10 protein-coding genes are annotated in these 12381 nt (G+C 72.1%); 3 read left to right on the forward strand and 7 right to left on the reverse strand.

Translation table 11 applies throughout. The features are described 5' to 3' along the window. Position 1: 1 nt before the first annotated feature. Both EV386_RS03405 and EV386_RS03410 read right to left on the reverse strand, forming a co-directional pair. Positions 2 to 640 carry a YgjV family protein gene (locus tag EV386_RS03405; RefSeq protein WP_130412340.1) on the reverse strand — a complete coding sequence of 213 codons (639 nt, stop codon included), beginning with the start codon at positions 638 to 640 and terminating at the stop codon, positions 2 to 4. Between the two features lie 69 nt (positions 641 to 709). Continuing rightward, positions 710 to 1756 carry an AraC family transcriptional regulator gene (locus EV386_RS03410; RefSeq protein ID WP_165399822.1) on the reverse strand — a complete coding sequence of 349 codons (1047 nt, stop codon included), beginning with the start codon at positions 1754 to 1756 and terminating at the stop codon, positions 710 to 712. A 299-nt stretch (positions 1757 to 2055) separates the two neighbouring features. On the opposite strand from EV386_RS03410, the gene EV386_RS03415 reads away from it, so the two are divergent. The 3 genes from EV386_RS03415 to EV386_RS03425 all read left to right on the forward strand — a co-directional run bounded on the left by EV386_RS03415 (position 2056) and on the right by EV386_RS03425 (position 6612). Beyond that, positions 2056 to 3981: a DUF7927 domain-containing protein gene (locus EV386_RS03415; protein WP_130412344.1), complete on the forward strand. Its 1926-nt coding sequence runs from the start codon at positions 2056 to 2058 to the stop codon at positions 3979 to 3981. Positions 3982 to 4040: 59 nt separating this feature from the next. Next, positions 4041 to 5492: a SpaH/EbpB family LPXTG-anchored major pilin gene (locus EV386_RS03420; RefSeq protein ID WP_165399823.1), complete on the forward strand. Its 1452-nt coding sequence runs from the start codon at positions 4041 to 4043 to the stop codon at positions 5490 to 5492. Between the two features lie 172 nt (positions 5493 to 5664). Continuing rightward, positions 5665 to 6612: a class C sortase gene (locus tag EV386_RS03425; RefSeq protein ID WP_165399824.1), complete on the forward strand. Its 948-nt coding sequence runs from the start codon at positions 5665 to 5667 to the stop codon at positions 6610 to 6612. On the opposite strand, the gene EV386_RS03430 is transcribed toward EV386_RS03425, so the two are convergent. The 5 genes from EV386_RS03430 to dapA all read right to left on the reverse strand — a co-directional run bounded on the left by EV386_RS03430 (position 6575) and on the right by dapA (position 12329). After that, a complete protein-coding gene (locus tag EV386_RS03430) occupies positions 6575 to 7726 on the reverse strand; it encodes a glycerate kinase family protein (RefSeq protein ID WP_130412350.1) in 1152 nt (383 codons plus the stop codon). The two genes, EV386_RS03425 and EV386_RS03430, sit on opposite strands and share 38 nt — an antisense overlap. Positions 7727 to 7806: 80 nt before the next feature. Then, on the reverse strand, positions 7807 to 9135 hold the full coding sequence (locus EV386_RS03435) for an enolase C-terminal domain-like protein (RefSeq protein WP_130412352.1): 1329 nt from the start codon (positions 9133 to 9135) through the stop codon (positions 7807 to 7809). Continuing rightward, a complete protein-coding gene (garR, locus tag EV386_RS03440; protein ID WP_130412354.1) occupies positions 9132 to 10031 on the reverse strand; it encodes a 2-hydroxy-3-oxopropionate reductase in 900 nt (299 codons plus the stop codon). The genes EV386_RS03435 and garR overlap by 4 nt, the downstream gene beginning before the upstream one ends. A 25-nt stretch (positions 10032 to 10056) precedes the next feature. Continuing rightward, a complete protein-coding gene (locus EV386_RS03445) occupies positions 10057 to 11376 on the reverse strand; it encodes a gluconate:H+ symporter (protein ID WP_130412356.1) in 1320 nt (439 codons plus the stop codon). Positions 11377 to 11447: 71 nt separating this feature from the next. After that, positions 11448 to 12329, reverse strand: coding sequence for a 4-hydroxy-tetrahydrodipicolinate synthase (gene dapA / locus EV386_RS03450; protein ID WP_130412358.1), 882 nt, complete (start codon positions 12327 to 12329; stop codon positions 11448 to 11450). Positions 12330 to 12381: the final 52 nt, after the last annotated feature.

Below are 12381 nucleotides of genomic sequence, written 5' to 3' on the forward strand. Positions count from 1 at the left end.
GCTACGCCTCGGCGGTGACCGGGTGGATCCAGCCGCCGTCCGCGGGGACGAAGCCGACGCGGGTCAGGTAGCGCTCGTCGGCGCGCGCCGTGGGTGGGACCAGGAGCCGGGTGAACCCCTGCGCCGCGAACACGCCCGAGCGGCGGTAGACGAACTCCCCGGGAGTGAAGTCGCGGAAGCGCCGTGACACCCAGTCCAGCAGGACGACGCCCGTGCCGTTCCCGGCGTCGCCCACCTCGACCACGCCCACGGTCTCGTCGCCGCGCTGGACCAGGAACGCCGAGCGCCGTTCGCCGTCGCCGGGCACGGCCGCGAACGCGGGGGCGAAATGCGCGATGTCCTCGGCGTGTGTGCGCAGCACGTGCAGCAGATAGGCGTCGTCGGGCGCGACCTCGACCACCTCGTACGTCGCAGCGTCGTGGCGGGTGCGGTGCAGCCGCCACAGCCAGTACACGTTGATGAGCGCGATCGCCGCGTTCATCGCGACGAACGGCCAGATGCCGACGACGGCGTTGTACACCGTCGCGATGACCGAGCCGGTGAGGTTGAGCCATCGAAAGCGCAGCACGCGCGCCTGCGTGAGGGACAGCACGACGAGGATGGAGCCGAGCCAGCCGATCGCCTCAAGCCAGGGGTTCATGGACGGACCCTACGAGGCGGGGTGGGCGACGACCATCCGGCGCGGCGTGTCGCCTCGGGCCCGGCCCGGTCAGTGCGAGCCTGTCGCCGCTGTGGCGCTTCGCTGGCGTACGGCCGTGGGGCTCAGACCCGTGGCTGTGCGCACCACCCGCCGCATCCGCGCGACCGAGCCGAACCCCGCCCGGAGCGCGATCCTCTCGATCGGCGTCTGTCCGAGGCTCGGATCGCTCAACAACGCGAGCGCGTGTTCGAGGCGCGCCGCCGCGATGTGCTCGGCGACGCCCTGGTCGGCGGACTCGAAGAGGCGGTGGAGCGAGCGCATCGAGATGCCCAGGTCGCGCGCGATCGTGACCGGCGAGAGATCGGGGTCGGTGTGCCGCGCGGCGATGTGCTCCAGCACGCGGGTCCGGTTGCGCTCGCGCGCCGGGGTGGGCGCGCCGCCGGGCGGCGACGCCAGCACGGCGAGCAGCACCGACTGCGCCAGGCGCCCCATCGAGCCGCGGGTCGCCGAGCTGACGCCCCCCTCGTCGTGCCGGACGATCTCCGCCAGTGCGGCGCCGGCGGCGCGCAGCACGGGGCAGTCCCCGGCCCACACGAGGGCGGGCACGTTCCGCAGCGCGTCCGCGAACGGCGGCCCCTCGACGTCGGCGTCGAGATGGACACGGGAGACGTCGCCCGCGCTCTCGTACACGTACTCGTCCCACCCGTGCAGGAGGGCGCCTCCGCCGGGGCCGACGCGGACCGAGCCCCCCGCCACGCTCAGGCGGACCTCTCCCTCGAGCATGATGAGCAGGCGCACGGCGCGCCCCGGGCGGCCGAAGTTGTCACCCTCGCGCAGCACGGCCACCGCGGTGTGTCGGGCGTGCGCCACCGTGAGCCCGCCGAACCGCGACAGGGCGAGCGTCAGGCGGAACCGCTCACGGTCGGCTCGTGTGCGCGCCGTGCCGCCGAAGGCGACCAGACCTGGCGTGCCGACCAAGCGCATGAGCGTCCGGGCGTCGGCCGGGGCGTCGGTGGTCGTCGCAGGCGGGTGCGGGGATGGGCGCAGACCGACCTCCTCCTCGCTCCCGAACTGATGGTCGGTGGGCGGACGGTGGGTGGGGCCGGCGTCGGGCACGCTCGGAGGCTGGCACAGATGGCGTGATATCGCTCTCGACCGGCAGAAAATGGACGTGCGGTGACGCGCGGTGGCCAAGGCGCCGACGCCAAACGTTCGCATCCGGCGCCCCGCCACGAGAGTCGCCACGACACCGAGTGGTCCGTGACCTGCGAAGTCATCGCGGCCCCGCGCGCCCTAGCGCCCCTTGCGGCCCACCGCATGTCCAGTCGGCCGTCCGTCGGGCATGCAGCGCCAACCCACACTCAGTCGCGTCCGCACCCATCCGTGCGGATCAGGACGACGAGGGAAGGTGGCAGATGAAGGTCTCCTGGCGGCGGTTGCGCTCCACGACCCGGCTGATGGCGTGTGCGGTGGCGGCTTCGCTCGTCGTCGCGTTCGGGTGGGGGGCGGCGCCCGCCCGTGCTGACGTCATCGACGACGCCATCAAGACGGTCACCGTCACGCCCGCCAACCCGAAACCCGGTCAGAGCCTGCGCCTCGATCTGACCTGGGCGGTTCCGGACAGCGCGACGGCCGGCGACACCTTCACCCTGGCGCTGCCCGGAGAGCTCGTCCGCATCACGACGGCCTTCGACCTGCCGGCCGTGGACGAGCACGGCGATCCGGTCCGGGACGCGAACGGCGCGCCGGTCGTGGCGGCGCGAGCCGTCGTCGAAGACGGCCTGGTGACGTTCACCCTCACGCAGTACGCCGACGAGCGGCAGAACGTCCGCGGCACCGCGTTCTTCGAGGTCCGGCTCTCCTACGACGCGCAACCCGGGTCGACGGTCGTGGTCGAGTACGGGCTCGAGTCGACCATCGAGATCGAGGTCGGCTCCTCGGGCGGCTCGGTCGAGAAGATCGACCGGACCAAGCCGTACAAGGGCGGCACATGGCGCGACCCGGGAAGCGGGATCACCGGCGCCGAGGGTGACTACCTGCAGTACTACGTGTCCTCGCCCGGCGGACCGCTGCAGACCGTCACGGTGGTCGACACGCTCGGGCCAGGGCAGGAGTTCATCTGCCCCGGCGACGACACGGCCCCGAAGGTCACCATGCCGCGGGTCTTGTTCTACGCGTTCGACCCCGCCACGGGCATGGTCCCGACCGGGACAGCGCCCGAGACGCCGGAGCAGGTCGGCTCCGCGGTGACCATCGCGTGCGGCGCTGAGGCGGGCGCACAGCAGATGACGTTCACCGTCTCGCCGGTCCCGTCGGGCAGGTACGCGCAGTTCGTGTACTGGGTGCGCGTCACCGACAAGACCCTCACGTCCTACTCGAACGCGGCGTCGGTGCGCACAAGCACGACCCAGGAGGGCGTGACGACGACGATCGTGCGCAAGGACGCGGGCGGAACGGGGCTGGGGGACCAGTTCCCCTCGGCCGCCGTCACCGTCGACAAGACCGCTGACCCCGCGTCCGGGACCACGGTGGGTCCAGGGCAGGTCGTCACCTACCGGCTCGCCTTCGACCACAGCGGGACGGGCGAGGCGCAGGTGGACTTCACCGATCGGCTCGGCGCTGTGCTCGACGACGCCGACTTCGTCGGGATCATCGACGACGGCGGCCTGAGCGTCGAACGCCTGGCCGACTCGCTCCACATCACGGGCGTCCTGAGCGCGGACACACAGGTCGCGTACACGGTCCGGGTCAAGCCGGTCGGCGACGGCGCGGGCGACCACCTGCTGCGCAATGTCGTGGTCGCAGGCGACGAGCCCGACGGGCCCGGGACCGAACACCCCGTGCGCTATCTGTACGTCGCGAAGGTCGGCGATGACGGCGCGGCGCTCGCGGGCGCCCAGTTCGTGTTGAGGGCCGACGAGGCCCACGCGCCGGGCGCCGTGCTCACGGATCCGACGCTCGTCGCGGTCGAGGGCGAGACCGGCCTGTTTGTGACCGGCGCGATCGAGCCGGGCGCGTACTGGCTCGAAGAGGTCGCGGCGCCCGACGGGTTTGACCTTCTCGCGGCTCCGGTGCGCTTCGAGGTGGCCGAGGACGGCGGCGTGACGCTGACGGATCCCGCGGCGAGCACGCAGATCGCCGTCTCCGACTCCGGCGACGGCATGGGTCTGATCACCGTGACGGACCGGCGCACCCTCACGCTCCCGTTGACCGGCGGACCCGGAGACCTGGCCTTCTGGCTCTGCGGAGGCGCCGTACTGGCGCTGGTCGCCGCGGGACTCATCGCCGGACGCCGCACGGCGGGCGGCGGCTCCCGTCGCGCCCAGGCGGCGGACCGATGAGCCGCGCACGCCGTGCTCCCCAGCCACACACGCCCGATCCGAAGGAGAAGAAGGTGCATATGACGATCCGCCGCGGTCTGCGCAGCGCCGCCCTCGCCACGCTCATGGGCGCGCTCGCGCTCACGCTCGGTGCGGGGACGGCCCGCGCCGCGGACCCGAGCCCGGTGATCGACCCGAAGGCGAAGGGCTCGATCACGATCCACAAGTACGCGACGACGACCACACCGACGACGCCGGGGGATGGCGCCGTCCAGGAGGAGCCGGATGGCGTCGAGCCGATGGACGGGGTCACGTTCACGGTCGCGCAGGTCCTCGGCGTGGACGGGGCCTACGACCTGACCACGAACGCGGGCTGGCGGGCGCTGTCCGGGCTCACACCTGAGGTCGCCCAGGCAGAACCGTTCGGGGTCGTGAGGCAGGTGACCACCGGGACGGACGGCCCGCAGGGCGTGGCGGTCGCCGCCAACCTGCCGGTGGGCGTGTACCTGGTCACCGAGACCGTCTACCCCGCCGGCGCCACCGCCGCGAGCCCCTTCCTGATCACGGTGCCGATGACCGACCCGGGCGAGGGGACGGCGTGGCTCTACGACGTCCACGCGTATCCCAAGAACTCGATCGTCGGCGCGACCAAGACGGTCGACGACGACCCCTCGGCGCTGTTCCACGACGTGATGTGGACCATCGTCGCGGACATCCCCGACGTGCCCGTGATCGACACGTACCTGATCGTCGACATGCTGGACGCGCGCCTGGACTATCAGGACGCCACGGTGTCCCTGACCGGGCAGGCGCCGCTGGCGCCCGAGGACTACACGGTCGAGTTCCATCCGGCGACCAGCACGGTGGTCGTGGCGTTCACCGCGCAGGGTCTTGCGACGCTCGCGGACCGCAGCGCCGAGCAGGTCAAGGTCGTCATCGCCACCAAGGCGAATGCCACGGGGCAGATCCCCAACACCGCCATCGTCTACCCGAACGCGGCGAGCCTTCAGGCCGCGCCGGGCGAGCCCGGCGGCCCGGTCACAACCCCCGAGGTCGAGACCAAGTGGGGCTCGATCACGCTCGTCAAGCGGGCCGAGACCGAGCAGGGCGCCGTGCTCCCCGGAGCGCAGTTCGCGGTGTACCTCACGCAGGCTGACGCCCGCGCGGGGGTCAACGCGATCGCGACGGGCACGACGGGCGCCGACGGCTCCCTGACCTTCACCGGCCTGCGGTACTCCGACTTCAGCGACGGCGTCCCGGTGGCGGTCGGCGACCCGGGCTACCAGTCGTACTGGATTGCGGAGACCGCGGCGCCGGTCGGGTACACGCCGCTCGCGGAGCCGTTTGAGGTCGCTGTCGTCAGCGAGGGCGAGACGGTCCGCACCATCGTGAACCTGCCTGTCACGACGGGCTTCGGGCTCCCGCTGACTGGTGGGGCGGGGACGGGGATGCTCCTGCTCGCGGGCGCGCTCATCATCGTCGGCATGGCCCTGCTCGTGACGCGTCGCCGTCGCCCGTCGGGCGAGGTCTGACGGCCTGGGGGTGGGGGACCGGTGACGGGTCGGTTCCCCACTCCCCGGTCCCCCCGCACTCCGGCAGGAGGGCCCTGAGTTGGCATCGCGATCGAGTGGGGCCCACCACGCTGCGCCCCACCCGCGGCGGCAGGCGGGGCGACCGCACGCCCGGCGGCGCCTGCTGACGCTCGTGGGGGCGACGCTCGGAGCCGGGATCCTGTTCTTTCCGGCCGCGGCGGCATGGCTGTCCGCGTGGGCGCACGGCGCCGAGGTCGCGGGTTACGTCGAGAGCGTCACCCGCCTTCCCGAGCAGGCCAAGGCTGACGCGCTGCGCCGCGCGCGGGAGTTCAACGCGAGCCTCGCGCGCGCCTCGCTCGACGACCCCTACGCGCCGGGCTCCACCGCGCCCGGCGCGGACTACCTGGGCCAACTCGACGCGACGCAGGTCATGGCGCGTGTGAGCATCCCGGCGGTCGGCGTGGATCTTCCCGTCTACCACGGGACGAGCGAGCAGGTCCTCGCCCGCGGCGTGGGCCACCTGGTCGGCAGCTCACTGCCGGTGGGCGGAGCCGGCGCCCATGCCGTCCTGACGGGGCACTCCGGGCGGGTCGAGGCGGACATCTTCGACGCCTTGCACGAGGTGCGGCTCGGCGACCGCTTCACCATCAGCGTGCTGGGCGAGGTGCTCACCTACGAGGTCGATCAGATCCGCACGGTCGAGCCCACCGACACCGCGTCGCTGCTTCCCATCGCGGGCGAGGACCACGTGACCCTGGTGACGTGCACCCCGATCGGGGTGAACTCGCACCGGCTCCTGGTGCGCGGCGTGCGCGTTCGAGGCCCGGACGCCCCCGTGGACCCGACCCTGACACTGCCCGCCGCAGGGCGCTCGCCGGGGTTCCCGTGGTGGGCGCTCGGCGTGATCGCCGTGCCCACGGCATTCGCCGCGGGATCGCGGCTGCGCGACGAGCCGGCGCCGCGCGGCCTGGCGGGGCGCCATGGTGGCCGTCGCGGCCGGCCGGCGCCACCCCGTCACGTCGGTGGGGGGCGCGGCCCGCGACACGGCGGCGCTCAAGGAGCGCGGCCTCACGCCAGTCGCCTCACAGCGCCGCGCGCCGTCGCGCCCCGACACCGATGAGCCGCATGGTGGTGGCGGCGGCCTGCTCCAGGTTGGCCGGGCCTGTCGCGAGCGCCTCATCGAGGCTCATGGCGGATCGCGTGATGGGGACGATGGCGCTGACCCCGTGCTCGAGCAGGCGGTGCGCGCCGGGGCCGACCCGGCCGGCGAGCACGACCGTCGGGACTCCCTGCGCGGCCGCCGCGCGGGCCACCCCGAACGGGGTCTTGCCGTGCAGGCTCTGGGCGTCGACCGAGCCCTCTCCGGTCAGGACGAGATCGGCCCCCGCGAGGGCCGCGGGCAGCCGCGCCGCCTCCAGGACGACGTCGACCCCCGGACGCAGTTGGGCGTGCGCGCACGCCAGGAGAGCCGCCCCCAAGCCGCCGGCGGCCCCGGCCCCGGGCGCCTCGCACACCGGCCGCCCCGCGAGCTGGTCGAGCGCGGGGGCCAGGCGGGCGAGGACGGCGTCGAGCAACGGCACCTGCTGCTCCGTGGCGCCCTTCTGAGGGCCGTAGACCGCACTGGCCCCCGACGGTCCGAGCAGCGGATTGGTGACGTCGCACGCCACCAGCACGTCGACGGCGCGCAAGCGTGGATCAAGGCCCGAGGCGTCGGTGGCCACGAGGCTGCGCAGGCCGGCGGGGCCTGGTGCGACGTCGTGCCCCGCCTCGTCGAGCAGACGCACGCCGAGGCACTGGAGCAGGCCGGCTCCACCGTCGTTGGTCGCCGAGCCCCCGAGGCCGACGATGACGCGTGCGGCGCCGCTGTCCAACGCGTGGGTCAGCAGTTCGCCGACGCCGCGCGATGTCGCGTGCCACACGTCCCGCCGGTCGCGGGGCACGAGGTCGAGGCCCACCGCGGCCGCGACCTCGATGATCGCGAGCCGCTCGTCGGCGACCCAGCCGTAGGAGGCCTCGACGGGCGCGCCCATCGGGCCGGTGACCCGCGCGGTGACGAGCGTGCCGCCCAGTGCGGCGACGAGCGCGTCGGTGGTGCCCTCGCCACCGTCGGCCATGGGCACGAGCACGCACTCGGCGTCGGGGACGGCGGCCAGGACCCCGCGCCGCATCGCGTCGGCGGCGTCGGCGGCGGACATGGACTCCTTGAACGAGTCCGGTGCGATCACGACCCTCACGGTCGCCTCCTATCGACGAGCGGGCCGCGGCGGCCGGGTGGAAGGTGGGAGCACAGTTCCCGGCCGCCGCGACGTCGGTGTCAGCGCACGAGCGCGGGCCGCTTGTTGTCGAACGTCCACCCGGGGATGAGGTACTGCATCCCGACGGCGTCGTCACGGGCGCCCAGGGCGTGCTCCTTGTACAGCTTGTGCGCGGCCAGGACCTGGTCGAGGTCGACCTCGACGCCCAGCCCCGGCGTGTCCGGGATGGCGACCTCGCCGTCGACGATCTGCGGCGGATCGACCGTCAGGCGCTCAAGGCCCTCCTGCCAGATCCAGTGCGTGTCGAGCGCGTTGTACTCGCCGGGGGCCGCGGCCCCGCAGTGGGCGACCATCGCAAGCGAGATGTCGAAGTGGTTGTTGGAGTGGCAGCCCCAGGTGAGCCCGGTGTCGTGGCAGAGCTGGGCCACGCGCACCGAGCCCTGCATCGTCCAGAAGTGCGGGTCGGCCAGGGGAATGCTGACCGACTGCAGCAGCAGCGAGCTGGTCATCTGCCGCCAGTCCGTCGCGACCATGTTCGTCGCGGTCGGCAGTCCGGTCGCACGGCGGAACTCGGCGAGGATCTCGCGGCCCGAGAACCCGCCCTCGGCGCCGCACGGGTCCTCGGCGTAGGCGAGGTCGCCGACCAGAGGCTTGCACAGGCGCACGGCCTCGTCCAGCGACCAGGCGCCGTTGGGGTCGATGGTGATCCGGGCGTCGGGGAACCTGCGCTTGAGTGCGAGGACCGCCTCGATCTCCTCCTCGCCCGGCAGCACGCCACCTTTGAGCTTGAAGTCCTGGAAGCCGTACTTGTCGTAGGCCGCCTCGCCGAGCCGCACGATCGACTCGGGGGTCAGGGCCTCCTCGTGCCGCAGCCGGTACCAGTCGGTGTCGCTGTCGGGCTCGCGCTCGTAGTCGAGGTCGGTCTTGCCGGGGTCGCCCAGGTAGAACAGGTAGCCGAGCGTCTTGACCGACGTGCGCTGCTGACCGTCGCCCAGCAGCGCCGCGACGGGCACCCCCAGATGCTTGCCGAGCAGGTCGAGGTAGGCCGACTCGATCGCGGTCACCGCGTGCACGGTGGTGCGCAGGTCAAAGGTCTGCAGCCCGCGGCCGCCACTGTCGCGGTCGGCGAAGCGTCCGCCGATGGCGCTCAGGACGTTCTTGTACTGCCCGAGCGACGAGCCGATCACGAGGGGGAACGCGTCGGAGATGGTCGAGGTGATCTTCTGCCCGCCGGGCACCTCGCCGACGCCGCGGTTGCCGGCGGAGTCCTCAAGGATGACGACGTTGCGGGTGAACCAGGGGCCGTGCGCCCCCGAGAGGTTGAGCTCCATGCAGTCGCGACCCGCGACGGGGTAGACGTCGGCCTTGACGATCGTTGGTGTGGTCATGAGAGGTGTCCTCCCCGGCGCAGCTGCGTCGCTGCGGCCGACTCGTAGGTGCGGAGCAGGGCCGAGTGGTCCTCGGCCTCGTAGCCGTGTGCCTTGAGCTCGGTCATCAGCTCGAACACGGCGGCGGTCAACGGCATCGGCGAGGCGTGCTCGTGCGACGTGGCGATGACGTTCGTCAGGTCCTTCAGGTGCAGGTTGATCCGGAATCCGGGGGCGAAGGAGCGGTCGAGCATCATGGGCGCCTTGGCGCTCATGACGTTGGAGCCGGCCAGGCCGCCGGAGATGGCCGAGACGACGGCCTCGGGGTCGACGCCGGCCTTCTGCGCCATGACGAGCGCCTCGGCGACCGCGGCGATGTTGACGGCGACGATGGCCTGGTTGGCGAGCTTGGCGATATTGCCCGCGCCGATGTCGCCGACCCTGACCACCGAGGAGCCCATCGCGCCCAGCACGTCACGGCAGGCGTCGAACGTCTCCTGCGGCCCGCCGACCATGAACGACAACGTCCCGGCGACGGCGAACGGCTCGCCGCCCGAGACCGGTGCGTCGAGCATCGGCACCCCCCTCGCGGCGAGGGCGCGCGCGACCTCTCGCGAGACGGCAGGGGCGATCGAGCTCATGTCGACGAAGGCCAGGCCAGCGTGGACGCCCTCGATGACGCCGCCGTCGCCGAGCACGACCTCGGTGACCTGAGGGGAGTTCGGGAGCATGGTCAGCACGAGGTCGGTCCGTTCGGCGACCTCGCGGGGGGTGGTCGCCGCCGTCGCGCCGAGTGCGACGAGCTCGGCGACCGCCTGGGCGTTGGGGTCCCTGACGACCAGGTCGTGCCCGGCGGCCAGGAGATTCTTCGCCATGGGCTTGCCCATGATGCCCAGGCCGATGAATCCGATCTTCACGGTCTTCTCCACTTCGGGGTCGGGTTCAGACGAAGAGGTCCAGCAGCAGGACGCCGCCGAGCCCGAGGATCGCCAGAACGGTCGTGTAGCTGGTGCGGGACTTGAGGGCCTGCGTGACGGTCAGGCCGAAGTACTCCTTGAACATCCAGAAGCCCGGGTCGTTGACGTGGGAGAACGCGATCGAGCCGCACGAGGTGGCGAGCACCATGAGCTCGGGGGAGGCGCCCGTGGCGCCCACGAGCGGGGCGGCGACTCCGGCGGCGGTCACGACCGCGACCGTGGCCGAGCCGAGCGCCACACGCAGGATCACCGCGATGAGCCAGGCGAGGATGATCGGGTTGATGGCCCAACCCCCGGTGACGTCGGCGATGTAGTCCGCGATGCCGGCCTCGACCAGGACCTGCTTGAACGCGCCACCGGCGCCGATGACCATGAGGATCATGGCCATGGCCTTGGCCGACGACGAGCATGAGTCGGCGACCTGCTGCAGCGAGCGGCCGGCGCGCGGGCCGAACATGTAGATCGCGATGAGCAGGGCCAGGAGCATCGCGATCGGCGCGGCGCCGAAGAACCGCACGACGCCGATGCCGGCCGCGTCCGGCGCGATCAGCTCGACGATCGCGGCGCCGGCGATGAGGACGACGGGGAACAGCGCCACGGCCACGGAGATCCCGAGCTTGGGCATCTCGTCGTCGCCGAAGAGCTTCTCGGAGACCAGGCCGGTGGGGATCTCGGGGTTCATCTTGCGGATGAACGCCAGGCGGGGCCACACGAGCGCGATGAAGGCGCCGATGGGCACGGCGAAGATCAGCCCGTAGGCGAGCGTCATGCCGACCGAGGCCTCGTACATGCCCGCGACGGCGGTCGGTCCGGGGTGCGGCGGCAGGAAGCTGTGCATCGTCGACAGGGCGATCGACATCGGCAGGCCGACCCACAGCAGGTTCGCCTTGGTGGCGCGCACGAGCGTGAAGGCCACCGGCACGATGATCACGAAGGCGACCTCGTAGAACATGGTGACGCCCACGAGCATGGCCGTGACCACCATCGCGACCTGGACGCCGCGCGGGCCGAACGCGTCGACCATCTTCAGCGCGATGCGCTGGGCGGCGCCGGCGTCGCCCATGACGCGGCCGATCATGGCTCCGAGTCCGATGACGAGCAGGGTGCCGCCGAGTTGGCCGCCGATTCCGTTCTCGAGGATCTCAGGGATTTCTTCGATCGAGATTCCCTCGATCAGACCGACGCCGATGGCGACGAGAAGCAGGGCGATGAAGCCGTTGAACTTGAGCTTCGTCATCAGGACGAGCAGGACCGCCACAGCGATCGCGACAATGACGAGGGGCATGGCTCACGCTCCTTTGCGTGTCAGGGGGACTGGGGTGCTGGGGAACTGGGGTCGGGGGCGCAACGCGGCGTTCAGGCGGGCAGGGCGCGGACGACCTCGGCCAGGGCCTCGCGGTGTGCTGGGGCCAGCTCCCGCGCGGGGGCCAGGCACACACCGGCGTCGACGCCGAGCATGCGCAGGGCCTCTTTGATGACCACCGGGAAGGTGGCGACGTCCACGAGCGAGCGCAGCGGAGTGAGGCGGCCTTGCAGGTCGAGCGCGCCGGCGAGGTCCCCGCGCTGGTAGGCCTCGTAGATGTCGGCGACCAGGCGGGGGGCGATGTTGGCGGTGGAGGCGATGGCGCCGTCGGCCCCGTGGCACAGGCCCGCGTAGATGAGCGTGTCCTTGCCGATCAGGACCTTGAAGTCCGCGGGGGTCTCGCGGATGAGGTCAGCGGTCAGGGACATGTCGCCCGCCGAGTCCTTGACGCCGACGATCGTGTCGATCTCGGCGAGCCGCTGGACCGTGGGCACGGTGAGGCCGACCTTGGTGCGCCCGGGGTTGTTGTACAGCAGGATCGGCAGGTCGGTGGCGGCGGCGATGGCGGTGAAGTGCGTGACCAGCTCCGACTGGGTCGGGGTCATGAAGTACGGCGTGAGCACCGACAGCGCCGCGACGCCGCCGACGTCGGCGGCCATGCGCGCTGTGGCGACGCAGTCACGCGTGGTGATCTCGCTGGCGCCGGCGTACACCGGGACGCGGGCGGCCACGTGCTCGACGGTGATCTCGACGACGCGGCGCTTCTGGGCGTCGGTCAGGCCGTAGATCTCGCCTGAGGAGCCGAGCACGAAGACGCCGTGCACGCCGCCGTCGATCACGTGGTCGAGCAGGGTGCGGAGGTTGCCCTCCAAAAGGTTGCCGTCCTCGTCGAGCGGCGTCACGAGGGCAGGGATCACTCCCTGGGGTGTGAACATCGTCGTCCCATCCGTCCACATACGTGGACAACCGACTAGACATGCGAACAGC

The organism is Xylanimonas ulmi (assembly GCF_004216535.1).
Taxonomy (GTDB): Bacteria; Actinomycetota; Actinomycetes; order Actinomycetales; family Cellulomonadaceae; genus Xylanimonas; species Xylanimonas ulmi.